The sequence below is a fragment of the Shewanella waksmanii ATCC BAA-643 genome, assembly GCF_000518805.1.
Taxonomy (GTDB): domain Bacteria; phylum Pseudomonadota; class Gammaproteobacteria; order Enterobacterales; family Shewanellaceae; genus Shewanella; species Shewanella waksmanii.
The window spans coordinates 29,629-53,079 of record NZ_JAEH01000017.1; the positions used below are offsets into that span (position 1 = coordinate 29,629).

The 23,451-nt window shown below is 46.6% G+C and carries 19 protein-coding genes; 13 read left to right on the forward strand and 6 right to left on the reverse strand.

What is annotated here, in order from left to right; all coding sequences use genetic code 11:
* From rnc to L865_RS0110085, 9 genes are all read left to right on the forward strand, one after another.
* Positions 1 to 678 carry a ribonuclease III gene (rnc, locus tag L865_RS0110045; RefSeq protein WP_028773116.1) on the forward strand — a complete coding sequence of 226 codons (678 nt, stop codon included), beginning with the start codon at positions 1 to 3 and terminating at the stop codon, positions 676 to 678.
* Positions 675 to 1,670, forward strand: coding sequence for a GTPase Era (gene era / locus L865_RS0110050; protein ID WP_028773117.1), 996 nt, complete (start codon positions 675 to 677; stop codon positions 1,668 to 1,670). Before rnc ends, era begins: the two co-directional genes overlap by 4 nt.
* Before the next feature lie 127 nt (positions 1,671 to 1,797).
* Positions 1,798 to 2,487: a DNA repair protein RecO gene (gene recO / locus L865_RS0110055; protein WP_028773118.1), complete on the forward strand. Its 690-nt coding sequence runs from the start codon at positions 1,798 to 1,800 to the stop codon at positions 2,485 to 2,487.
* 143 nt (positions 2,488 to 2,630) lie between these two features.
* Positions 2,631 to 3,368 carry a pyridoxine 5'-phosphate synthase gene (gene pdxJ / locus L865_RS0110060; protein WP_028773119.1) on the forward strand — a complete coding sequence of 246 codons (738 nt, stop codon included), beginning with the start codon at positions 2,631 to 2,633 and terminating at the stop codon, positions 3,366 to 3,368.
* Positions 3,369 to 3,409: 41 nt separating this feature from the next.
* On the forward strand, positions 3,410 to 3,805 hold the full coding sequence (gene acpS, locus L865_RS0110065; protein ID WP_028773120.1) for a holo-ACP synthase: 396 nt from the start codon (positions 3,410 to 3,412) through the stop codon (positions 3,803 to 3,805).
* 114 nt (positions 3,806 to 3,919) lie between these two features.
* A complete protein-coding gene (locus L865_RS0110070) occupies positions 3,920 to 4,534 on the forward strand; it encodes an RraA family protein (protein WP_028773121.1) in 615 nt (204 codons plus the stop codon).
* A 124-nt stretch (positions 4,535 to 4,658) separates the two neighbouring features.
* Positions 4,659 to 5,675, forward strand: coding sequence for a CDF family Co(II)/Ni(II) efflux transporter DmeF (gene dmeF / locus L865_RS0110075; protein ID WP_028773122.1), 1,017 nt, complete (start codon positions 4,659 to 4,661; stop codon positions 5,673 to 5,675).
* Positions 5,676 to 5,678: 3 nt separating this feature from the next.
* Positions 5,679 to 6,095, forward strand: coding sequence for a MarR family winged helix-turn-helix transcriptional regulator (locus L865_RS0110080; RefSeq protein ID WP_028773123.1), 417 nt, complete (start codon positions 5,679 to 5,681; stop codon positions 6,093 to 6,095).
* A 197-nt stretch (positions 6,096 to 6,292) separates the two neighbouring features.
* A complete protein-coding gene (locus L865_RS0110085; RefSeq protein WP_028773124.1) occupies positions 6,293 to 6,832 on the forward strand; it encodes an Mpo1 family 2-hydroxy fatty acid dioxygenase in 540 nt (179 codons plus the stop codon).
* A gap of 356 nt (positions 6,833 to 7,188) precedes the next feature.
* Here L865_RS0110085 and L865_RS0110090 read toward each other — a convergent pair whose 3' ends face one another.
* Both L865_RS0110090 and L865_RS0110095 read right to left on the reverse strand, forming a co-directional pair.
* Positions 7,189 to 8,472 carry an HlyC/CorC family transporter gene (locus L865_RS0110090; RefSeq protein ID WP_028773125.1) on the reverse strand — a complete coding sequence of 428 codons (1,284 nt, stop codon included), beginning with the start codon at positions 8,470 to 8,472 and terminating at the stop codon, positions 7,189 to 7,191.
* Between the two features lie 127 nt (positions 8,473 to 8,599).
* Complete coding sequence (locus L865_RS0110095) at positions 8,600 to 9,388, reverse strand: cytochrome C assembly family protein (RefSeq protein WP_028773126.1); 789 nt, start codon at positions 9,386 to 9,388, stop codon at positions 8,600 to 8,602.
* 306 nt (positions 9,389 to 9,694) lie between these two features.
* On the opposite strand from L865_RS0110095, the gene ffh reads away from it, so the two are divergent.
* From ffh to L865_RS23520, 4 genes are all read left to right on the forward strand, one after another.
* Entirely contained in the window at positions 9,695 to 11,068 is a 1,374-nt protein-coding gene (gene ffh, locus L865_RS0110100; RefSeq protein ID WP_028773127.1) for a signal recognition particle protein, read from the forward strand.
* A gap of 288 nt (positions 11,069 to 11,356) precedes the next feature.
* Positions 11,357 to 12,577, forward strand: coding sequence for an efflux RND transporter periplasmic adaptor subunit (locus tag L865_RS0110105; protein WP_028773128.1), 1,221 nt, complete (start codon positions 11,357 to 11,359; stop codon positions 12,575 to 12,577).
* Positions 12,578 to 12,579: 2 nt separating this feature from the next.
* Positions 12,580 to 15,726, forward strand: a complete 3,147-nt coding sequence (locus L865_RS0110110; RefSeq protein ID WP_028773129.1) for an efflux RND transporter permease subunit — start codon at positions 12,580 to 12,582, stop codon at positions 15,724 to 15,726.
* A gap of 94 nt (positions 15,727 to 15,820) precedes the next feature.
* Positions 15,821 to 17,245, forward strand: a complete 1,425-nt coding sequence (locus L865_RS23520) for an efflux transporter outer membrane subunit (RefSeq protein ID WP_425423626.1) — start codon at positions 15,821 to 15,823, stop codon at positions 17,243 to 17,245.
* Positions 17,246 to 17,364: 119 nt separating this feature from the next.
* Here L865_RS23520 and L865_RS0110120 read toward each other — a convergent pair whose 3' ends face one another.
* The 4 genes from L865_RS0110120 to L865_RS0110135 form a co-directional block, all read right to left on the reverse strand.
* Positions 17,365 to 17,796 carry a hypothetical protein gene (locus L865_RS0110120; protein WP_028773130.1) on the reverse strand — a complete coding sequence of 144 codons (432 nt, stop codon included), beginning with the start codon at positions 17,794 to 17,796 and terminating at the stop codon, positions 17,365 to 17,367.
* Positions 17,797 to 17,975: 179 nt separating this feature from the next.
* Entirely contained in the window at positions 17,976 to 19,421 is a 1,446-nt protein-coding gene (locus L865_RS0110125; protein ID WP_037470952.1) for a phospholipase D family protein, read from the reverse strand.
* Positions 19,422 to 19,496: 75 nt separating this feature from the next.
* On the reverse strand, positions 19,497 to 21,599 hold the full coding sequence (locus L865_RS0110130; RefSeq protein ID WP_028773132.1) for a carboxylesterase family protein: 2,103 nt from the start codon (positions 21,597 to 21,599) through the stop codon (positions 19,497 to 19,499).
* Positions 21,600 to 21,789: 190 nt separating this feature from the next.
* Positions 21,790 to 23,451, reverse strand: a complete 1,662-nt coding sequence (locus tag L865_RS0110135; protein ID WP_037470953.1) for a hypothetical protein — start codon at positions 23,449 to 23,451, stop codon at positions 21,790 to 21,792.

Here is a 23,451-nt window from a genome sequence, read left to right on the forward strand (position 1 = left end):
ATGGAACCAATTAAGAATATCCCACGACTTTGTCGGGTATTGGGTTACGAGTTTTCTACCTTGGCATTGCTTGATCAAGCATTGACTCATCGTAGTGCGTCGAGCAAACACAATGAGCGTCTTGAGTTTTTAGGCGACTCGATTTTGTCGATTGTGATTTCAGATGCCTTGTATCATCAGTTTCCTAAGGCAACCGAAGGTGATATGAGCCGCATGCGTGCCACACTTGTGTGCGGTAAAATGTTGGCCGAAATCGCCCTAGAGTTTAAGTTAGGCGATTATTTAAAGCTGGGCCCTGGTGAGCTAAAGAGTGGTGGTTTCCGCCGCGAATCTATCTTAGCGGATACCGTTGAGGCCATTATTGGTGCTATCTATCTTGATTCGGATATTGAGACTTGTCGCCAGCTGGTACTAAATTGGTACCAATCTCGACTAGCATCAATTAAACCTGTGAATCAAAAAGATCCTAAGACCTTGCTTCAGGAACACCTGCAGGGCTTTAAGAAGCCGCTACCCGTATACAAGGTGGTTAATATTACTGGTGAGGCGCACGCCCAGACTTTTACCGTTGAGTGTAAAGTTGAAGAACTCGCTAAGCCGGTAACTGGCGTGGCTAATTCACGCAGAAAAGCGGAGCAAATAGCTGCCGCAGAAGTATTGGAGTTAATTAAACGATGAGCAACAAACCAGAACATGATGCTGAGGCCAATGAACCCAGTTTAGATGAGCTGTTAGCACAGATGAACTCGGGCACCTCGTCGGCACAGTATGATGTGACCTATTGCGGTATGGTTGCGATTGTCGGTCGCCCCAATGTGGGTAAATCGACTTTGCTCAACAAGCTACTTGGGCAAAAAATCAGTATTACCTCTAAAAAGCCTCAGACAACACGCCATCGCATTATGGGCATTCATACCGAAGGCCCGCGTCAGGTGGTGTTTATTGATACCCCTGGTTTGCATATTGAAGAGAAGCGCGCGATCAACCGATTGATGAATCGCGCGGCTTCAAGTTCGTTAGCTGAAGTCAGTTTGGTGGTGTTCGTAGTTGACGGCCTTAGCTGGACAGCCGATGATGAAATGGTTTTGAAAAAGCTTCAAAGCCGTGATGATGGCCGTAAAACGGTGTTGGCTATCAATAAAGTCGACAACATCAAAGATAAAGAAGCCCTGTTCCCCCATTTAGAGCAGCTGGCACAGAAGTTTAGCTTCGATGAGATTTTACCTATTTCAGCTACTCAAGGGACTAACGTTGAGCGCATCATGGATATGGCCATTGAGTCGGTGCCCCAGTCGCCACATTATTCCCCTGAGGACTATGTCACTGACCGCTCTCAGAAATTTATGGCGTCGGAAATTGTACGTGAAAAATTGATGCGTTTCTTAGGTGATGAACTCCCCTACGATGCGACCGTTGAAATCGAACAATTTAAGATGATGGAAAACGGTGTTTATCAAATCAACGCACTGGTGCTGGTGGAGCGCGAAACCCAAAAACGCATGGTGATTGGTAACAAAGGTGAGCGGATTAAGAAGATCAGCTCTGCCGCCCGTGTCGATATGGAAGTGCTATTTGATAACAAAGTATTTTTAGAGATGTGGGTTAAAGTCAAATCAGGTTGGGCTGATGATGAGCGCGCACTGCGCAGCTTAGGCTACGGCGAAGAGTAATTAGCCGCCTAAACCCAATAAGTCGTCGATAAAGTTAATGAGGCCGAGATGGCAAGGTGCAGCAAGTGTTGCAGTTTGTGGTCTCGGCCTTTAACGTAGATACAACGAAGTTAAGAGAGAACAGAGCATGCTGCGGGGTTATGTACTGCATACACGACCATATCGAGAATCTAGTGTATTAGTGAATATGCTAGTTGATGGCCATGGCCGGGTCGACTGTGTAGCGCGCATAGGCAGCGGAAAACGTTCAATCAAGAGTATTCTACAGCCTTTCCAGCCGCTGATATTTCAACTATCAGGCAAGAGCAGTTTAAAGAACCTCTATCAAGTCGAGGCGGCGAGCGCTGCCGTTCCCTTAAGTGGCGAAGTGAGCTTTGCTGGCTTTTATCTCAATGAAATATTAGTCCGCAGTTTAAGTGTCGACCACGGTGCAGAGCAGTTTTTTTTCACCTATCACGACACACTGATGAAAATGGCCGCAGGGTTTGAGCAATCGCAATTGCGCTATTTTGAGGTCGCACTTTTGCAAGAGTTAGGCTTAATGCCATCACTGCTAGAGGATATTAGTGAGCATACCATAGAGGCTGATTACTATTATCGGTTGCTACCAGAGGAGGGCTTTGTCAGTGCACTAGGCCCGAAACAAAGTCACTATGCCGGTTCGATGTTACTTAACTTGGCCAATAAGCAGCTATGTGGCGATGATTTTAAGTCCGCCAAACAGTTAATGCGGCAGTTACTCGTTGCCTGTATTGGCGATAAGCCACTGAAGTCGAGGGCACTATTTACTCAACAAGTAAAACCGATCGAGCGCTAATTTAGAGGTTATTGCGCTGGCGCATAACCTCAAAGTAAATGAGCTAAGCAAGCTGAAGGCTTTTCCATTGGTTTTTGCTTGTCGGCTCAGTACAATAGCGCATTCAAACTACATTCACTTATGTCAATCAGTAAGGAAGTGCCATGGGCCGTATTCATCTTGGTGTTAACATCGATCATATAGCGACATTACGTCAGGCGCGGGGCACCACTTATCCAGATCCAGTTCATGCCGCTGCAGTTGCTGAGCATGCCGGTGCTGAAGGCATTACGGTGCATTTGCGCGAAGATCGCCGTCATATTACCGACCGCGATATTTACCTACTGGCACAAACCATTAAAACACGGATGAACTTCGAGATGGCTGTCACTGAAGAAATGGTGAACATCGCCTGTGAAGTTAAGCCTGCTTATGCGTGTTTAGTACCAGAAAAGCGTGAAGAACTGACCACCGAAGGTGGGCTAGATGTTGTCGGACAACAAGATAAAGTGGCGGCAGCAGTGGCGAAATTGGCCGCGCAAGGCATTAAAGTGTCGCTGTTTATCGATGCGGACAAGGCGCAAATTGACGCCACGGTTGCGGTAGGTGCGCCGGTTATTGAACTGCATACTGGATGCTACGCCGATGCTAAGACCGATGAAGAAGCGCAGCAGGAATTAGCTAGAATCACCGAAATGGCCACTTATGCACACAGTAAAGGCCTAGTGGTTAATGCGGGTCACGGACTGCATTATCATAATGTTAAGCCTATTGCTGCAATCCCTGAGCTGTATGAGTTAAATATTGGCCATGCGATTATCGCCAGAGCGGCCATTGATGGCTTGGAAACGGCAGTAAGAGATATGAAGCAGTTAATGGTTGAAGGCCGCAACGGCGAATAACCATTAAAAGTGTATCGCGTTAATTAGTAGGTGAAAGATTCATGGTGGTAGGTTTAGGTACCGATATCGTTGAGATAGACCGTATTGAAACGGTAGTCGACAAAGCTATTGCGGGTACGGGCTTAGCTAAGTGCCGCTTAGCTTTGCGGATATTAACGGAATCTGAACTGGCCATTTTCACCCAATCAGCGCAGCCGGCACGTTATCTAGCGAAACGGTTTTGCGCTAAAGAGGCCGCTGCTAAGGCGCTGGGTACAGGCATTGGTCGCGGCGTGTCGTTTCAGCATATTGAAATCAGTAATGATAGTAATGGCGCGCCTAAAGTGAACTTTACCGATGGCGCTGCTCAGCGGATGCAAGCGCTTGGTGCGAGCCAAGCGCACATTAGCATTGCAGATGAAGCCCGCTACGCGACGGCAACAGTGATTTTAAGTTAGTCCTTGCTAACCCTCAAACAAGACATGACAACCGCACTTAAGTCGAACTGCGAAAAATAATCTAGCGTGGTATAACTGCTATTACTGATTAGACCAGTTTTAGGATTACTGACCATGGATGTTGATTTTAGCGCGATTGCGACACCTGATTATGCCAATGTGCTCGGCCGTGAGCATTTCATCGATTATCGTATTCATCCGCTATGGGCGAAAATGCCAGCTATTAGCGGTCCAGCCTTTACCGTACAGCTGAGTGCTGGTGATCATCTTATGATGCATGCAGCTATCTATCAGGCGCCTGCAGGTGCGATTATTGTCGTTGATGGGGTTGATGATAGGTTTGCGGTTGCTGGAGGCAATGTATGTGCAGTGGCGCAGCAACGCGGTATTAAAGGCTTCATTATTGATGGTGTGATCCGTGATGTGAACGAAGTGGCCGAGATGCAGTTTCCCGTATTTGCTAAAGGGGTATTCCCCGTACCGGGTAGTAAGCAGTGTTACAGTGAACTCGCCCAGCCTATTCGTTGCGGTGGAGTGAAGGTCAACAGCGGCGATATTATTGTGGCTGACAATGAAGGGATTGCAGTGCTGCCTAAAGAGACTGCCATTGAGGTTTACCAAGCTGCGAAGGAAAAAGCCGATAAAGAAGCGGCAATGACCCTTTCTCAATGGCAAGCGAATCATCAGTTACGTATTGAAGCGGCATTAAAAACCGCTAAGGGCGATTAAATTTGATCGCTATCACACTTAGTTAACTAATCTGGCAACTTACAAATAACATGGGCTTTACCTATTTACTTTGATAATCAAACAATATAAATTTTATTTAGTTTGATTATCAAGGTATCTATTCATGCTGAGTCACGCAGTCGAAAAACACAGCCATCATCACCAGTTTGAACAACACAACCACCAAGGTGAACGCCGCACACTCATCGTGCTAATGATCACCATCGTCACTATGATAGTGGAGATAGTAGCGGGGACAGTCTACGGGTCAATGGCATTATTGGCGGACGGTTGGCATATGGGAACCCATGCCGCCGCATTTGGCATTACGTTGTTTGCTTATCGCTATGCCAGAAAGCATGCCCACAGTGACAAGTTTTCTTTTGGTAGTGGCAAGGTCAGTGTATTAGGCGGTTATACCAGCGCAATCGCCTTAGGTATTGTGGCGTTATTGATGGTGGTTGAGTCGGTACATCGTCTGTTTTCTCCCCAGGCGATTCAGTTCAACGAAGCTATTACTGTGGCAATTATTGGCTTGGTGGTGAATGTGGTTTGTATGTGGTTACTGCACGCCGATGGCCACGGTCATGGCCATGACCACAGTCATAGCCAAAGCCATGAGCCTGGACATAGCCACAATGATGGGCATAGTCACAGCCATGAGCACGGTAACAGTCATGAGCACACTCATAGTCACAGCCATCAGCATGGACACAGCCACAGCCATGACCATAACTTGCGCGCAGCTTATATGCATGTATTAGCTGATGCCTTGACGTCTTTGTTGGCAATCAGCGCGCTGATTATTGGTAAGTTCTTAGGTTGGACATGGCTTGACCCATTGATGGGGATTGTCGGCGCGATCGTTATCAGCAAATGGGCGCTGGGTTTAATGCGTCAAACTAGTCCGATCCTATTGGATGAAAGTATGTCTGCCAATATACGGCAAGCGATGATCACCGAGCTTGAGCAACACGGATGCATCGTTGCTGACCTACATGTTTGGAAAGTGACCGCCAGTCACTGCAGCGCGGCCATGACCATCGTTGCTCAACAGCCACACAGTGTCGATTTTTATAAACAGCAGTTGGCAAAATTTGCTACTATCAGCCACCTTACAGTTGAGGTACATCAAGGTTAATTGATGCAAAAGCTTAAACAACTCAATCATCTGCTTATTGAATTCTATGACAAGCTATCGTCGTGGGAGCAGTCGGTGGTAAAAGAGACTGGCTATACATTGGCGCAAGTTCATACGATTGAGGTGTTAGGTAGTCACGGGCCAATGCGTATGAAGGAGCTTGCTGACCGTTTGAGTATCACTACAGGTACCTTAACCGTGCAGGTCGATAAACTGGTTAAAGCGGGTTTAATTGTGCGTTTACCACAGGAGTCAGACCGGCGCTCAATTTTGGTGGATTTAACCCCCGAGGGGCGTGCATTACATGAGCACCACAATGCACTGCATTTGGCGTTAGTGGAGGATTTAACCCGTCACCTGAGCAGCGAGGAGCAGCAGATGTTGATCACCAGCATGACTAAAATTAATCGAGAGTTTTAGCGCATTCATCGGATAAGGCAGTGCACTTTTATCAGACTTGAATATTAGCTCTAGAAACATCTGCCAAAATGCATTAGGTTAAATGGGATAAGGATCACGTTTTTAGCTCATTTAACCGCGACATGGTCATTAGGTCGTGGAAGATACCGAGGTAAAAGCCGTGGCAATAATAACGACTAGCCAGGAGCCTCGAGCCAATGAAATCAGCCGTGGAGCAATTAGCACAGTATAAGAGCGTGCACCTCAACCCCAAGAATATCAAAACTCACTTTATCGGTATTCCCGGCATTATCTGGTCGTTATTCGTGCTATTAAACCTGATCCCCATAAACATTATTGCTGTGAATGAGTTTAAGGTGAATGTCGCTGATGTGTTTACCATTGGGGTGTTGGTCTACTATTTTTTGCTCAACGTTAAACTCGCTTTGGGCATGGTGGCGTTTATCATCCCCGTGCTATACACCTCAGATATGGTGGCACAAACCCAGTATGGCTTATGGATAGCGATAGCCGTCTTTGTGGTTGCATGGATTTTTCAGTTGATTGGTCACAAATATGAAAAGGCCAAGCCAGCTTTCATTGATGACTTAAACCAGCTTCTCATTGGGCCATTTTTCTTAATGGCGGAAGTGTATTTTATGTTGGGCTGGGCTGAAGAGTTAGATAAAGCCATCGCGCCACTTGCCATCACTAAGCGCCGCGAGTTAGAAGCAGCGCGCAGAGCAGCATCAGCGTAGCAAAGTTATACCAATCAGTATAACTTTGCTCTACTCAGAGCACCTTGGGCAAACTAATTCAAGGCCAATGATTGAAACAATGGTTGGTCCCTTGTGAAATTATTCAACGCAGAAGTAGTCAGTCTAAAACGCGCCAGAACGGCGAGTTTTAGCGATTCTGATGCTGTGTTAACGAGCTTAACCGTAGAATAACTATGCTCTTCACTCGTTGCAAGCCACATGGATGTGGTGAATGTCATTAATGCAGGAGCATTTAATGACCTTACCTCAGAACCGCTAAACTCTCGCTGAGCGATAAATGTTTATACTGATTGGTAATAAAAAGGGGCCTATTGGCCCCTTTATTGGTTTAATCACTAATCTTCTTTTTTCTTTGGCGCTTGATAATGCTGTGGTATCACCCGTACGGTTTTCACCATGTTATCAGCCACATCAATCACTTCTAATGGATAGCCGGATAATCGCATTGAGGTGTAGGGCTCAGGAATTTCTTCTAGGTACTCTAAAATGAGACCGTTGATGGTTTTCGGGCCATCAATGGGGAAGTGCCAATTCATCTCTTTATTTAAATCGCGGATGTTGATGCTGGCTTCAATTAAGAAACTACCATCTTGTTGTTTATTGATATCTTCGCTGGGGGTGGTGATCATTGAGGTAGTGAAGTCACCTACAATCTCTTCTAGAATATCTTCTAAGGTGACTAAGCCTTGAATATCACCGTATTCGTCCACCACTAAGCCGATGCGCTCTTTGTTTTGTTGAAAGTTAGCTAGCTGCACATTCAACGGTGTCGCTTCCGGTACAAAGTACAGCTCTTTTACTGCGCGTAGTAGTGATGATTTACTAAATTGCCCCTTTGATTGCAGCCTAAGCGCATCGCGTAAATGCACAAACCCGACAGCATCATCAATATTGTCGCGATAGAGCAGCACGCGGGTATGGGGGCTTTGAATAACCTGCTTGTTGATGCTTTTAAAGTCATCATTAACGTTAATGGCGTACAGTTCATTGCGGGGGATCATGATGTCATCAACGGTGACTTTTTCCAGATCCATAATGGACAAAAGCATCTCTTGGTGGCGCTGAGGAATGAGTGCGCCGGCTTCATGAACCACTGTACGCAGCTCTTCTTGGCTAAGGGCATCATCAGCCTTTACCGAGCGAATACCCAGCAGGCGTAAGAAGCTTCCGGTAATGAAGTTCACCGCTTTTACTAGGGGTGACAGCACCACTAGTAGGCCCTTTAACAAAAAGCTCGACGGGAAGGCGATGCGCTCAGGGTGCAATGCTGCGACTGTTTTGGGGGTCACTTCAGCAAATACCAATACCACCAAGGTTAATATGCCTGTAGCAATGGCTACACCAACATCGCCAAATAAGCGGATACCAATAATGGTGGCAATTGCAGAGGCAAGGATATTAACCAGGTTGTTGCCTATAAGGATCAATCCAATTAGGCGATCGGGGCGCTCAAGCAGTTTGGTTGCCCGTTTTGCCCCTTTATGACCACTGTTTGCTAAGTGGCGCAATCGGTATCGATTAAGCGACATCATCGCTGTTTCTGAACTAGAGAAATAGGCCGAAATGATGATCAGAATAAGTAAAACAATAAATAGTACGCTAGTGGATATTGCGTCCAAAAAATAGCCCCGCTATGGCGTTGTGCTAACAAAAATCTTTGTGAATAACAGTAATTACCGTCATTTAAAGGGTGTGTCAAGTGAACCTAGGTATGAGCATTGGCCCATACCTAGATTAAAGAAGGGATTACCGCAGAATAAGTTCTTTAACGATACGGGCGCCAAAATAGGCCAAAGACAACAAGGTTGCACCAGTCAATGTATACAGCACGGCGCTGCGGATACGGCAACCAATCCAGTACTGCTGCGCTAACATGGCAATGTAAGTGAACCACGCCATAATGGATAATATCGCTTTATGACCTTTGCCTTCTTCAAACATATCGTCGAGGAAGATAAAGCCCGTGGCCAATGAAAGACTCAATAGCACTACACCAACAATAACCAAGTGATACAGCTGCTTTTCAACTGTCATCAATGGGGGCATTGCTGGGCTCATGATAAGCTTTTTACTTTTCAGTTTGTTCTGAATAATCGCCAGCTGAATGGCGTACAGCGCGGCAATCATTAGGGCACTGTAAGCCATTAATGACAGCACCACATGCACTAATACATCAGGGTGAATTTCAAAGTGGGTAATATATTCAGGCGGCACTAACCACAATAGGGCGACGGAGATCACTGAGCAGGCATAGACTACCGGCACCACCACAATCATTTTTAGCCTAAACAGCAATATGGTGAAGCTAAAGGCGATGATCCAGTTCACCATTGAGATGACATTGGTCAAGCTAAAGTTCTGTCCATTCTCAGTGACAATGGCTTGTGACAATGCGGCGGCATGCAATACCACGGCAATGGCTGCAAAGCCGGCGACGACACGTCGATTTGGACCGTCCGCGTGAAACAGGCGGCTGACTACCAGTATTAATGCAATACAGTAGAAAAACATGGCTGAGGCGGAAAAAATGACCATCGAAAATTAACTTATTGTTTGTTAGTTTTCTGCATATACTCAAAGAGATGATCTGAGTATGCATCTTAATCTCATGCTAGAATAGCACGACAAAAGTGCTCTTGGGCAGTAGCAAAAGTGACAAATATAAGTGCAATGTGAGCGGTAGCGCTAAGTTTTGGAAAATAGTTGCTCATCCTTTGTTCACCCAAGGTGCTATGATAGGCCGACTAGGCAAGGATTGTTCAGCGATGCAGTAGCATAATATCTAGGCATCGCTATAATACTGCCCCATTAATGTAAATTCTAACGGTAAAGAACGCGATAATGTTTGAGAACCTAACCGACAGACTGTCACGCACCCTAAAGAACATTAGCGGTCGCGGACGCTTAACTGAAGACAATATTAAAGAGACATTACGTGAAGTCCGTATGGCGCTGCTTGAAGCGGATGTGGCTTTACCTGTTGTTCGAGCCTTTGTAAACAGCGTCAAAGAGCGCGCTGTTGGACAAGAGGTCTCAAAAAGCCTCAGTCCTGGCCAAGCTTTCATTAAGATTGTTCAAAGCGAATTAGAAAATGCCATGGGCGAGGCTAATGAAGCCTTAGACCTAAGTGCCCAACCGCCAGCAGTGATTATGATGGCGGGTTTGCAAGGTGCGGGTAAAACCACCAGTGTCGCGAAACTGTCTAAGTTTCTCCGTGAACGCTCAAAGAAATCTGTATTGGTTGTCAGTGCCGATGTATATCGCCCAGCGGCGATCAAGCAGCTAGAAACCTTAGCGGCCGAAGTTGAAGTTGAGTTTTTCCCATCAGATGTAAGTCAAAAGCCGGTTGATATCGTCAATGCCGCTATGGCGCACGCCAAGCTTAAATTCATTGATGTTGTGATTGTCGATACCGCAGGTCGTTTGCATGTCGATGAAAGCATGATGGATGAGATTAAAGATCTCCATGCTGCGGTTAATCCAGTAGAAACCTTGTTTGTGGTTGATGCCATGACAGGTCAAGATGCTGCGAATACTGCCAAAGCGTTTAATGAAGCATTGCCACTCACTGGTGTCGTGTTAACCAAGGTTGATGGTGATGCACGTGGTGGTGCAGCGTTATCGATTCGTCATATTACTGGCAAGCCCATTAAATTCTTAGGTGTCGGCGAAAAGACCGACGCGTTAGAGGCATTCCATCCAGATCGTGTGGCATCGCGTATCTTAGGTATGGGCGATGTCTTATCACTGATTGAAGAAGTTGAACGTGGTGTTGATAAAGACAAAGCCATGCAACTGGCTTCAAAAGTTAAAAAAGGCGGCAGCTTCGATCTAGAAGATTTCCGCGAGCAGTTGCAGCAAATGAAGAACATGGGCGGCATGATGAACATGATTGAAAAGCTGCCTGGTGTGGGGCAACTGCCACCTGAAGCCTTAGCCCAAGTACAAGAGGGTAAAATGACCGGGCAAATGGAAGCCATCATCAATTCGATGACGCCTGCCGAGCGTAAACGCCCAGATATTATTAAAGGCTCACGTAAACGTCGTATTGCTGCCGGTTCAGGCACACAGATTCAAGACGTTAACCGCCTGCTGAAGCAATTTACTCAAATGCAGAAAATGATGAAAAAGATGTCATCAAAAGGCGGCATGAAGAAAATGATGCGCGGTATGAGTGGCATGCTGCCACCTGGCATGAAAATGCCTGGCCGTTAAGCACTGCCTGCGAAATCAAAGCTCAAGCCTAGTGTTTGAGCTTTTTTTTGCCTAGTCAATGGGGCCGCTTTAAGTGTCGATGTTTATTCCTGGGCCGATTGGCATTAACCTAGTAATTATGCTGATTTGCTAATACAGATGATTAAGGTTTTTTCTTGCTGTTTTAGTCAGTTAGCGTTTACACTTCTGTTACACATCAATACAGCATTCACTTGCAAACTAACACGCTTGGATCAACAGCGGTTAGCCGCGTACATCAGGTACGACAAATTATTTTGGGGCATGTTCATGGTTAGAATGGTTTTCCCGGTAAAGCACCTTGCAGTTGGCATAGTGGCACTGACTTCTCTTTTAGGTTGCGATAAGCCAGAGCCTAAAATCACCCCCAAACTAGTGGTTGTTGAAAAGGTTAATTCAGCGACTGTACCGTTATATGGTAACTACATCGGCGTGACTCAAGCTTCGTTAGATGTCGAAGTTAGGGCGCGGATCAATGGCTTTGTTGAAGATAAAAGCTTTATTGAGGGCAGCGCCGTACAAGAGGGGGCTGTACTTTATCGCATTGATAACCGTCCTTACCTCGCCGTTGTAAATCGCTTAGAGGCAAATGTGGATTCGCAGCAGTCGGCATTAGATAAAGCGAAGCGTGATGTCGAACGTTTAAAACCTTTATATGAGCAAGATGCAACCAGTCAGCTTGATTTTGATAATGCATTGTCTGTGCTATCTCAGGCCAGATCGAGTTTAGCTGCCAGCAAAGCCGAGCTTGATGAGGCGCAACTTGAGCTTAGCTATACCGAGATTAAATCGCCCATTTCAGGTTTAGTGAGCCGTTCTGAAGTCGACATTGGTGCGCTGGTGGGCAGCAGTGGCCAATCACTATTGACCCGCGTTAAACAGGTCGACCCAATCTATGTGACGTTTAACATGTCAGCGCTAGATTACCTTAATGCCCGTCGCCGCATGACTAGCTACTCAGAAAAGAAAGAAGCTGAGACAGAAGGCAAAGCGGTTGAAGGCTTTGTGACCATAACTTTGCCCGATAACAGCGAATATCCGTATTTGGGTGACGTGCGCTTTACTGACCCTTCGGTCAATCCTGAAACTGGCACTTTTCAGGTCAGAGCTGAGTTGCCTAACCCGAATAAAGAGCTGCTACCGGGGCAATACACCAATGTGCGCATTAAGCTTAATGAGATCAGCGATGCGGTGGTGATCCCACAAAAAGCCACTCAGGTTGAGCAAGGTGGGGTCTATGTCATGGTGGTTCTGCCAGATAACAAAGTTGAGCGCCGGTTTATCGTGATAGAGCACCAAGGCAAAATGGGTGTGGTGGTAAAAAGCGGATTGCGAGCCGGTGAGTTGGTTATTGTTGAAGGTATGCACCGAGTGCGCCATGGTCAGTTAGCTGAGCCATTAACGCAAGAGGCCTATCAACAACGAGAAGATAAAATACAAAAGGAACAAGCGCTTAAACAACAAGCGTTAGAACAAGAGCAGGAGCAGTAACCATGGCACAGTTCTTTGTAACTCGACCGGTTTATGCTTGTGTTATCTCTATTGTGATAGTGCTGCTTGGCTTAATTGCCATGTTCAAGTTACCGATTGATCAATACCCTTACATTACGCCGCCGCAGGTCAAGGTGTCAGCGTCATACCCAGGCGCCACATCAACGACCGCAGCCGAGTCCGTAGCAACGCCATTAGAGCAAGAGCTAAATGGCTTGCCAAACATGATCTACATGAGTTCGAAAAGCACCAATTCTGGTAGTGCGAATGTGACCATCACTTTTGATGTTGGTACCAACCCTGATTTGGCGGCGGTCGATGTGCAAAACTCAACCCAACAAGCGACAGGTAGCTTGCCTATCGATGTGCAAACAGAAGGGGTTTCTGTTTCTAAAGAGGCTTCAGTAGAGCTGCTAAAGTTAGCGTTAACCTCAACTGACGATCGCTATGATGAGATTTACCTCAGCAACTACGGCACCATTAACATTGAAGCCGCACTGAAGCGTATTCCCGGTGTGGGCCGAGTGCGTAACACCGGCGCGCGTAGTTATTCTATGCGGGTGTGGTTAAAGCCCGATATTATGGCTGGCTATGGGCTAACAACTAGTGATGTGATTAACGCGGTAAAAGCGCAAAACAAAGAGTCTCCTGCAGGTTCGATAGGCTCGCAACCTAACACCGAATCGCTAAGTATGACACTGCCAATCACCGCCGCCGGTCGTATGAGCAGCGTGCCGCAGTTTAAAGAGATTATCGTTCGAGCCAATACCGATGGCTCAATTGTGCGACTACGTGACATTGCGCGGGTAGAGTTGGGCTCATCGGCTTATACGTTACAGTCGCAGCTTAATGGTGCCAACGCCACTATTTTGCAGGTATATCTGCTGCCCGGCGCGAATGCGCTGGAGGTGACCAAAAACGTTAAAAAAGAGATGGCCAAACTGGCACAAAAGTTCCCCCAAGGTATGAATTGGGAAGTGTTTTTCGATGCCTCCATCTTTATTGAAAACTCCATCGATGAAGTGGTTAAAACGCTAGTTGAAGCGCTGATACTGGTGATATTGGTGGTGTATCTATTTTTGCAAAATGTGCGGGCTACGCTTATCCCCGCCATTGCTGTACCTGTGTCATTGATTGGCACATTGGCGGCAATGTTAGCCTTTGGATTTAGCATCAATACTGTCAGCTTACTGGCTTTAGTATTGGCCATTGGTATTGTGGTGGATGATGCCATTGTGGTGGTCGAAAACGTAGAACGCTTAATGCATGAGCAGGGTTTAAGCTCAGTCGAAGCAACACGAGTGGCGATGAAGGAGTTATCTGGCGCGTTGGTGGCAACCAGTTTAGTGCTCGCCGCAGTGTTTGTACCGGTGTCATTTTTAGCCGGTATTACCGGTATCATGTATCGAGAGTTTGCTATTGCAATTACTGTTGCGGTGCTCATTTCCACCGTGGTTGCATTAACCCTATCCCCAGCGTTATGCGCATTGCTGCTTAAGCCCGGTGATAAAGCGAGTACTGGCTTTTTTAAGTGGATGAATGACAAACTCGATATTTGCACCAGTAAGTATGTTGCGATAGTGGCATTAACCACAAGACAGGCTGCTCGCAGCTATCTTGTTTTCGCCATGATGGTTGGCGGTGTTTATCTGATCATGTCTAATCTACCTTCTAGCTTTATGCCCGATGAAGACCAAGGGCGATTCTTTATCGACATGACCTTACCCGATGGTGCGACTGTTAACCGCTCGCAAGCGGTATTAAAGAAAGCCGAAGCGAAAGTGCTAGCCCATCCCGCTGTGGCCTACTTCTTTACGCTTGCAGGTGAGAATCGCCGCTCAGGTTCCAATCAAGCCAATGGTCAGTTTGAGATTATTCTTAAGCCATGGTCTGAGCGAGTCGATAGCGATGCAACCGTGCAAAAAGTGATGAAAGAGATCAACTTGGCGCTTCATGATGTATTAGAAGCTGAGTTTAATCTGTATTTACCATCGGCAGTGCCAGGGCTGGGTAATGGCTCTGGGGTGGAGATGGAATTACAAGACACCTCTGGCACTAACTTTAAAGGCCTGATGGAAACCGCTGACGAGTTGGTGGAAAAACTCAAACTGCAACCTGAGATTGCAACTGCTGGGTTATCGCTGCAAAGTGCCATTCCACAGCTGCACCTGAGTGTAGATGAAGCGAAAGCGATGGCCATTGGTGTTAATGTGGCCGATATCTATGGCACCATTAAAACCTTTACAGATTCTTCGACGGTAAATGACTTTAACCTATTTGGCCGTGTTTACCGTGTTAAAGTGCAGGCCGAAGAGCAATATCGCCAATTCCCCGAGCAGATAAAAGATTACTATGTGCGCTCTTCCACTGGCGCCATGGTGCCAATTGGGGTGTTAGCTAAGTATGACTACTCGGTTGGCCCGGCTGCTGTGACCCACTACAACTTGTTTAGTAGCGCATCAATTAACGCCACGCCCGCTGCCGGTTATGCCTCGGGTGATGTGATTAAAGCAATTGAGCGTGTAGCCAAACCTATGTTGCCAAATGAATTTAGTTACGAATGGACAGGTATTACCTACCAAGAGGTGCAGTCTGCTAACCAAACCAGCATTGCGGTTGCCCTAGCGATGTTGTTTGTATTCCTATTTCTTGCCGCACTTTATGAAAGCTGGACGATCCCCATCGCGGTGCTGTTGATTGCGCCAATTGCCATGTTGGGGGCGGCACTGGGTACTTGGGTGAGTGGTATGGAAAGTAACCTGTTTTTCCAAGTGGCGTTTATCGCTTTGATAGGCATGGCGGCGAAGAACTCCATTTTAATTGTTGAATTTGCTAACCAGTTACATAAAGAAGGTAAAAGCCGCATTGATGCCGCGTTAGAGGCGGCAAATATGCGCTTTAGACCGATTTTGATGACATCAATGGCGTTTATATTAGGGGTATTACCTTTGGTGTTGTCGGTGGGACCCGGTGCGGTAAGTCGACAGAGTATTTCAATTCCTATCTTGTGTGGCATGGTGTTCGCCACCACCATAGGCATAGTGATGGTACCGTTGTTTTTTGTCACCACTGCAGGTTGGTTGAAATCTAAAATCGCGCCGTCAGCTGGCAATGAACATTCTGTAGCCAAGGAGAATGCTCATGGATAATTCACATCGTTATAGTGCGAGATTCAGCGCAGCGTTAACCAGCGCTGTAAAGGGTAAAACTCTGGCAATCAATGTGATTGGCTTGGTTGGCGCTATGATAGGGCTGGCAGGTTGCGCCATGGGCCCAGACTATCAGCGTCCGAATGTGGAGTTACCACCGCAGTATCATCAAGATTTGGCCCAAGACTCGGTTGAAAATGGGGGACAGGTGGCTTGGCAGTCTTTTTATCTTGACCCCAATGTGCGCGAGCTGATTGAGCATGCGTTAAAACAAAACCTCGACTTAGAGGCAGTGCGCTCAAGGCTGATTGCGGCGCGTTCTCAAATTACTGTGACCGATGCGGCCTTGTATCCATCGCTGGGTGTTGAAGCCAATGCAGAGCGCTCCATTGATAGCGCGATTACCAATACCGATCCGACCCATGGTAATGAATTTGATATTGCCGGTACGGTTTCTTGGGAGTTAGATATTTGGGGGGCAAACCGCCGTCGCAGTGAAGCTGAGTACGCAAACTTTCTATCGGCACAAGAGTCGCTCAATTTGGCAGTAATAAGCCTGATAAGCGATGTGGCAAGTCGATACTACGAATGGCTCGATATCGAGCAGCGTTATCAAATCTCAATGAATACCGTGGAACTGCGTAAAAAAGAACGCGATCTGGCTAGGCTACGAAAACAAAATGGGGTGATTTCAGGGTTGCAGGTCAAGCAGGCAGAAGTGGAATATCAAAGTGCAAAAGTCACCTTGCCTGATTTGGACTTTGAACGCCAAGAAAAAGCTAATCAGCTAAAAATCCTCCTTGGAGAATATGATTATACGCTGAAGAAACAGCAAGATCTGCAATCTCTGACCTCGGCAGATCTGTTTCCTAGTTCATTTAAAGTTGGCATACCGTCACAAATGTTGTCACAGCGACCGGATGTCAAAATGGCTGAGCAGGCAATGATTGCCGCCAATGCTAATGTGGGTGTGGCTAAAACCGCCTTTTTTCCTAAATTTACCATTAGCGGCAGTTACGGTACCGAAACCGATGACTTAAGTAGCATCTTTGATAGCGAGGGAGTGACTTGGTCGCTGCTTGGCGGCATTACCGCTCCAATTTTTAATGCTGGCAGCATTTCGGCGCAATATGATATTGCTCAAGAGTCATCTAAGCAGGCTTTATTGGCTTATCGAAGCACCGTTTTGGCTGCCTATTTTGAAGTGAATGATGCCATGAATAGCTTCCGTCGCTCCGAATTAGCGATTGAAGCGCAACAAGAGCTAGTGGAAGCGTCACGCGGATACACGCACTTGGCGATGCTTAGGTATCGTAATGGTGTGTCGAGCTCGCTTGACCTGATGGATGCCCAGCGAAGTTTGTTCAATGCTGAGCTGACGTTAAGTGAGGTGCGCCGGGACAAGCTATTGGCAATGATCAAGCTGTATCGCTCATTGGGTGGTGGGGTGCTAACCGAACAAGAGTTAGCCAAGGTCTTTGATGAAGATGAAGCTGTCAATACTGCAGCAACCCCTTAATATACATACCCGCCTTAAAGTGAAAGTTGGCAGAAGTCACACAGTTGCACCAGCACGCGTTGTTAATGACACGTGCTGGTAGTGAATTTTAGGTCGGTGATATGTCGCAATTGCTGTATTTATTGGTATTCGATAACTTTGGCGACGTAAGTAAACTCACCGGCATAACCGTGGTAATCGCGATATAAATCCACTGAGAAGTAGCGGGGGTTATCCTGGATAATACGCTCAGCGATTTTATTTTCTAACTGCGTAAGGTCTGCTTGCTCATACACATGAAACTTGCTCTTTTGTTGCAATTGCATCTCGGCAGCGTGTTCGCGGCTAATATAAATTTCTGCAAACTTATCGACAATCATGCCGCTATAGCTGACTCTCTCAAAGCTCGCGTCAAAGTCGACCTCAATCAGTACGTCTTCTTCGGCGATAGTCTGTAATTGACTCATCTGTTGGTTAAGTTGCGCTTGCTCTTGCGCCTGCTTTGAGCTTGCGGCTAACACTGAACCGCAGAGCAGTGCAACAAAGCTGATAGTGAGTGTGGTTTTAGTCATAATAATTACCTTAGTTAATGCGTCCTACTAATTGAATTTCCGTCGTTTGGGTCTGAATAATCGATTTTTAGCTGATTAAGCGTTGTGCTGCTGGGCTTAATGGCCAAAATCTGCTTGAGCCACCTGGCCAATGCCAGGTGGTTATTTCCGGTGGTTATTTCCGCTGGTAACAGTGGCGATCAAAGCTCAAATTCACCGTGCATCTTGCGAAATAGCCAATTTGGGATCTCGTGCCACTTGCCATAGTCTGGGTTGTCATGGTGGATTTCATCTGCCGATTGCCACTGTGGTTTACCTTGCTCATCCAAGCTGACATGCCAATACACTGTTTGTTGGCGCAATAAGTAATGTTCAACCTGCTGGGCAAATTGCTTAGAGTCGACAAACACACCAAACTCGATGTTGAGAAAGTCTGAACGTGGATCGAAGTTGGAAGAGCCGATGTAGCTCAGCTGGCTATCCAAGATGAGCGTCTTGTTGTGATAGTAAGTATCAGCATGATAGAAGTGGTCATCGTTGCTAGCGTTGGCTTTGTACTCGAAGATATCGACACCTTTGTTTAACAATGTGATGCGATGCTGCTCGTAGTAGGCAGGAATGAATCCTGAGTCATTTGATGCCGACGAGTTAGTCAGCAGCGTCACCTGAGCTTGATTGGCGACTAGCTTGTCAACAACGGTAAATTCTCCTTGGCTTGGAACCATATAAGGCGTGGAGATTAATGCTGATTTAGCCTTGTTAAGGTATTGGTCAATCGTATGCTCAGCACGGGTTCTGAAGTACGGCTTGTTATCGTTAAGCTTGGCTAATGAGTCAAACACTGGCGTGGCTTTGACGTCGATGAAATCAATTGTGCTGAGCTGCTCAACTTGCTCATCAATATGAGCGATGACGGCTTTATTCGTGTGTTTTTTGATTGCTTGCTCAAATTCCTCCAGCGGTTGCTGGTGGTCATGGGCGATGAGGCTGCTAATATCTTGCAGGTGCTCACTGTGCCAAAGAGTGTCGTAGTTGCGTGCAAACGGTCGAATAATGTCGCCCTTAAATAGGGTGTCCATATCGAAAAAGTTGGCTTTCTGGCTAAAACCAAAATAGGCATCGCCGATGTTACGACCGCCGAGGATCAGCCATTGCCCATCGATGTTGAAATACTTCTCATGGAGACGGTTATCTCGCTGGCGTTGATGGCTTGCAAAATCAACGGCGCGGCCGATCCAACCGAGTTTGCGCGAGTGGAAAGGGTTGAACACTTTGATGGCAATATTGGGGTGCTGATTAAGTCCTGCTAGCCACTTTTCATTGAATAGCAAAAGATCGTCGAGGGTTAGGCGTACTTTTACACCACGATCAGCTGCGAGTCTAAGCTCCTCCAGTAGCAGCAGGCCTGAGGTATCTTTGTCCCAAGAAAAGTAGGTGATATCAATATGCTGTTGTGCGCTTCTTACCAAAGACACACGACGTGCAAATGCCTCACCAGCCGTTGGGATTAAATAGGCTTGAGATTGGTAGGTTTGCGATTGCCAATTTTGTTCAAAATCGGGCTCAACTTCGGGGTAGTGCTGCGCACAGCCGGTTGATAGTGCGACAACGAGTATCGCAACGATAGTGTATAGCGGGTTTAACATGATTTGTGCCTTTGCTGCTCGTTTGCCAACACGGCGGTTTGGTGGCCGTGTTGATATGTTCAGCCTTGGAAGTATTTAGTGTTCTGTTTGCGACTGGGAGTCATCGATATACCAAAGCAGGAGTTGCTGTTGCTGCAGTCCAGTTAATCTGCCTTCACGAAGACTTGGGTCTGCACCGATGTTATTGACCGCATCCCAACCATTAACAAGGTTTACCTCACCACCGTCGTCGATGACTAGCGTGCTATCTAGCTCTGTATCATATTGATAGGCATCGAATAACGCGTCGGTAAACCACAGGCGAGATACTTTACCCATTAATGCGCGCTCCTGGGAGGTTGGGTGAATGTCGCTGCCATCGAAGCGAACGGCTTTATTGAACACAAACGCTAGTTCTGAGCCGTTACAGGCACCGCGAACACAGCCTAAGGTTTTAATTAAGTCGCCCAGATAGGGTAAATCAGTTTCACTGTCAGTTCGGTAACTCCACATGTTGAAGCTTGGCACAAAGTCAAAGTGATAGAATGTCGCCGCATTTTCTTTGTCTACTGGAGCACTGGCAGCCATTTGTCGAGCTGGCCCGCTAAACAGGGTGTCGTTAAGCAGGGTTTTGAACTGCTGCATGTTATTGATGGCACCCGATAAGTCCCCTTCAAGGTTGGGATAGAAATCGGTAAGCTGCATAAGCGCACCACTATTTGCGGTATCGCCCAAACCATAGAATAAAGTGGTTACCGCTTTATAGGCGGTCATTGCTTGTGCTTGTGTTTGCGGATCCTTTGCCATCTGCTGGATCTGGTTGACCAGCCATGCTTGATTGTTAGCATCATCTAACCAAGTCATCAGCTCGCTAGCAATGAGTTCAGGGTCGTTAGATTCCAGTTGTTGAGGGTTATCAAATAGATCGCTACCGAGAATAGTTGGGATTAAAAAAGTCAGGCTTGGCAACATGCCAAAGCTGTTGCTTTCATGCTTATTCACGCCAATGACTGTCGGCACAGTCCAATCATTTTGACTTGGGTGCTGGATAAAGTGATAGCCTTCAATGTCACTAGAGAAAGTGTTTTTCTTATATTCAATGTACGGAGCAAAAGGCATCAGGGTGGCTAATGGCGTTGCGTCAACGCTTGGGAATGTGACGTCAATCCCGAGTGCTTTAAGCGCTAGCTGTACAGCGGTTTTTAAACCTGAGTTAGTCGCTACTGAGCCTGCGACCCAGTTGGCTGTACTCGTAAGAGGGCTGCTCATTTTGGCTTGTTGTTGTAAAAGATCTTGCCAAGATACTTGGCTAATATCTTGGTCAAATTTGGCAGCTAAGTTAGCGGCTTTATCTTTGGCGACATCATAGCTGGTATATTCAAAGCCATAAGGGTTGCTTTGCATGATTGCACGCTGGTAGTGAGTGCCGACTATCGATTGTTGCTGCTGAGTATCCTGAAAGATGCCCACAGACATCGCGCCAGCACCTTGCCCCATAATAGTAACATTAAGCGGGTCGCCGCCGAACTGTTCAATGTATTGGTTGACCCACTGCAATGATTGCTTTTGGTCGCCCAGCCCAAAGTTGCCGCCTTTTGGAGATGTTTTACCATCTGTCCAGTGACTACCTAGTATTCCTAAGCGGTAGTTGATTGAGACAAAAATAAATGGCTTGCCGTCATCACTGCCTTGGGCCACAACAGTGTCGCCATTGATTAGCGCATCAGAGCCGGAACCATATTCAAAGTCACCACCGTGAATATACACATACACGGGCAGATCTTTATGTTGCTCAGCATCGGCGGGTCGCCAGATGTTAAGATTGAGACAGTCTTCTGCTTGCTGTTGTGCAGTAGGTCTATTTTGTGGACAAACCGCCTGAAACTGCGTTGCATCAATGTCGCCTGCTAGTGGCAATAAACTGCTATGATTAAAGCGTGACTGGCTGGCGAATTGGATGCCTTTAAAGCTGTCCACCGCGACCTGTTTTTCTACACCACTTGCGTCGGTGATGCTGACTGCCTGCTGCAACGCAGTAATGGTGGCATCGGTTGTGGTTAACACAATCTCTTTATCTTCGATTGGTTCACTTGGATCTGGGATTTCGGGTAGCGGAATAGTGGGCTCAACATCAGTGTTGCAACCCGTCAAAAATGTCGCGATAGCGACAGCGATTAAAGTCGTTTGTAAATAAGTCATATCATTGCCTAAGTCTATTGATCAAATCGCGTTCAAATTTCGAGACGCCAGTTGTAGCGGCTATGCATAACATAGCCATTTCGCCTTGTTGTGGCGTGATAGTAGTGGCCAGTCTCGAAAACTTAGAATCGCCTGTGAAGGATGCAATCCTTCTTGTCTATCTGTGCTAGTGCGAATAAAGCGGTTAGGTTTAGAAGCGATAACCGAAGTTCAGCGTAAAGGCGTTGCGAGTTTCACCTTTGTTATAGAGCACGGTTAGGTTGTAGTTTTTACCAAACTGCTTGTTGAAACCGACGAGGTAAGCCCAGTTGTTGAGATCGACGCCAACGTCATAATCAAACTCAATATCACCGGCGACCACATGGCCTTGCATTCGGTTATCGAGTCCTTGATATTCGGCGCCAACAAAAATCTGTGCGCGGTAATCAGCTAACTGATAACCCAACATAGGTTGCACGGTAATGAGGCCGTCTCCCCAATTCGTATTGCCTTCCATACGCGTCATTGAATAGGTGGCAGTGACTGAGGCGAAAAATTGCTTGTAACCTACCGAGAGTGTGGTGCCGACACCCACTAAGTCGTATTCAAGCTGTAGCGGCACATTAAGTCTTGCCTTGTTACACAGCACTGATACACCTTCACAAAACTTATCCCCTACACCGGGTAAGGCATCATTGAGTTTATCTTTGATGATTTGCCCTGCTTCACCGGTATAGGAAGCGTCCACATTGGCATCGACATTAATTTTGCCTATGTAACCGAACATGTTCCAAAATGGCAGAATGTTAATGTCACCGCGTAACGTCATTGCTTCTGCAGTGACATCGGCGAATGTGTCATTAGGGTCAAAAAAGTCATTAAGGCGCACACCACCGATAATAAAATCGTTGGTCGGTAGGCTCATGTCTTGATTGCGGTATGACATAGAAAGGCCAAAAGGTAAGGGCAGATCGATCCCTTGTTGCCTCACCATGTCGCCAAGTAAAGGAAAAGTACGGTTGACCTCTACTTGCTCTTCACGAAAACGAGGATCTGACACTTCTGTTAAACGCTGATGATCAATGATTTCAACTTCAGCAGTGTCATCATAGAAGGCCACGGGCTCAACCGTTTCAACTATCTTGATGGGTTTGCCTTTCTTCGTTCCAGTCATTTCGATGTATTTCTCATCGATGATCAGCTTGCCATTGCTTAAGGTGTCGAAGGAAATGTGTTGATTGTACTGTTCAACGTTGGTGCCATCGAGTTTAAACGGACGGCGATTACTGATGACCATCTTTTGCGGCTTACCATTGACGATATCGACCTTAACGCTCAAAAAACGAAAGTAAGCGATATCTTGTGGTAATCCATACTTCGAGTAATTGAACGATACCGATACATTACCATTGGCATCGGTGATTGCTTCGACAGAAGTGGGATCGTAGCTTTGTGCCCAGTGACGCAAGCGATACTGGGTACGGGTGGCATTTTCGATTTGCTCAATGAGATCTTCTTGCTCATCGAGGGCATTCTCATCGTATTTGATCCGTAAATCGATGTTGCCTTTACGATCGGTGTTTTTAACCAAGTAGACCGTCGATTGGTGTACTTTGTCGCGATAGGTCACCGTGCGGGTGACATGCTCGACTAAGTGCCCCCCCTGTACCAGCGAGCTGACGCCGAGTTTAGGGAGATCATCATCTATACCGTATTGAGCAAAGATAGATTTGCCGGCGGCTATTTTTTGTTGCTCGTTGTCATCAGAAGCTGCCGCAACGGTGCTGGCAGAAAAAAGTAACATCATGGCGCTAGCAATCGTCGATGCTTTACCTGCCAACGTTGTGGTTATCACTGGGTTAATAACTGTCAT

What these genes read in the sequence shown, in the direction of transcription:
- rnc (WP_028773116.1), top strand. Translation starts at nt 1, where the DNA reads ATGGAACCAATTAAGAATATCCCACGACTTTGTCGGGTATTGGGTTAC.
- era (WP_028773117.1), top strand. Translation starts at nt 675, where the DNA reads ATGAGCAACAAACCAGAACATGATGCTGAGGCCAATGAACCCAGTTTA.
- recO (WP_028773118.1), top strand. Translation starts at nt 1,798, where the DNA reads ATGCTGCGGGGTTATGTACTGCATACACGACCATATCGAGAATCTAGT.
- pdxJ (WP_028773119.1), top strand. Translation starts at nt 2,631, where the DNA reads ATGGGCCGTATTCATCTTGGTGTTAACATCGATCATATAGCGACATTA.
- acpS (WP_028773120.1), top strand. Translation starts at nt 3,410, where the DNA reads ATGGTGGTAGGTTTAGGTACCGATATCGTTGAGATAGACCGTATTGAA.
- L865_RS0110070 (WP_028773121.1), top strand. Translation starts at nt 3,920, where the DNA reads ATGGATGTTGATTTTAGCGCGATTGCGACACCTGATTATGCCAATGTG.
- dmeF (WP_028773122.1), top strand. Translation starts at nt 4,659, where the DNA reads ATGCTGAGTCACGCAGTCGAAAAACACAGCCATCATCACCAGTTTGAA.
- L865_RS0110080 (WP_028773123.1), top strand. Translation starts at nt 5,679, where the DNA reads ATGCAAAAGCTTAAACAACTCAATCATCTGCTTATTGAATTCTATGAC.
- L865_RS0110085 (WP_028773124.1), top strand. Translation starts at nt 6,293, where the DNA reads ATGAAATCAGCCGTGGAGCAATTAGCACAGTATAAGAGCGTGCACCTC.
- L865_RS0110095 (WP_028773126.1), bottom strand. Translation starts at nt 9,388, where the DNA reads ATGGTCATTTTTTCCGCCTCAGCCATGTTTTTCTACTGTATTGCATTA.
- ffh (WP_028773127.1), top strand. Translation starts at nt 9,695, where the DNA reads ATGTTTGAGAACCTAACCGACAGACTGTCACGCACCCTAAAGAACATT.
- L865_RS0110105 (WP_028773128.1), top strand. Translation starts at nt 11,357, where the DNA reads ATGGTTAGAATGGTTTTCCCGGTAAAGCACCTTGCAGTTGGCATAGTG.
- L865_RS0110110 (WP_028773129.1), top strand. Translation starts at nt 12,580, where the DNA reads ATGGCACAGTTCTTTGTAACTCGACCGGTTTATGCTTGTGTTATCTCT.
- L865_RS23520 (WP_425423626.1), top strand. Translation starts at nt 15,821, where the DNA reads ATGATAGGGCTGGCAGGTTGCGCCATGGGCCCAGACTATCAGCGTCCG.
- L865_RS0110120 (WP_028773130.1), bottom strand. Translation starts at nt 17,796, where the DNA reads ATGACTAAAACCACACTCACTATCAGCTTTGTTGCACTGCTCTGCGGT.
- L865_RS0110125 (WP_037470952.1), bottom strand. Translation starts at nt 19,421, where the DNA reads ATGTTAAACCCGCTATACACTATCGTTGCGATACTCGTTGTCGCACTA.
- L865_RS0110130 (WP_028773132.1), bottom strand. Translation starts at nt 21,599, where the DNA reads ATGACTTATTTACAAACGACTTTAATCGCTGTCGCTATCGCGACATTT.
- L865_RS0110135 (WP_037470953.1), bottom strand. Translation starts at nt 23,451, where the DNA reads ATGACAGTTATTAACCCAGTGATAACCACAACGTTGGCAGGTAAAGCA.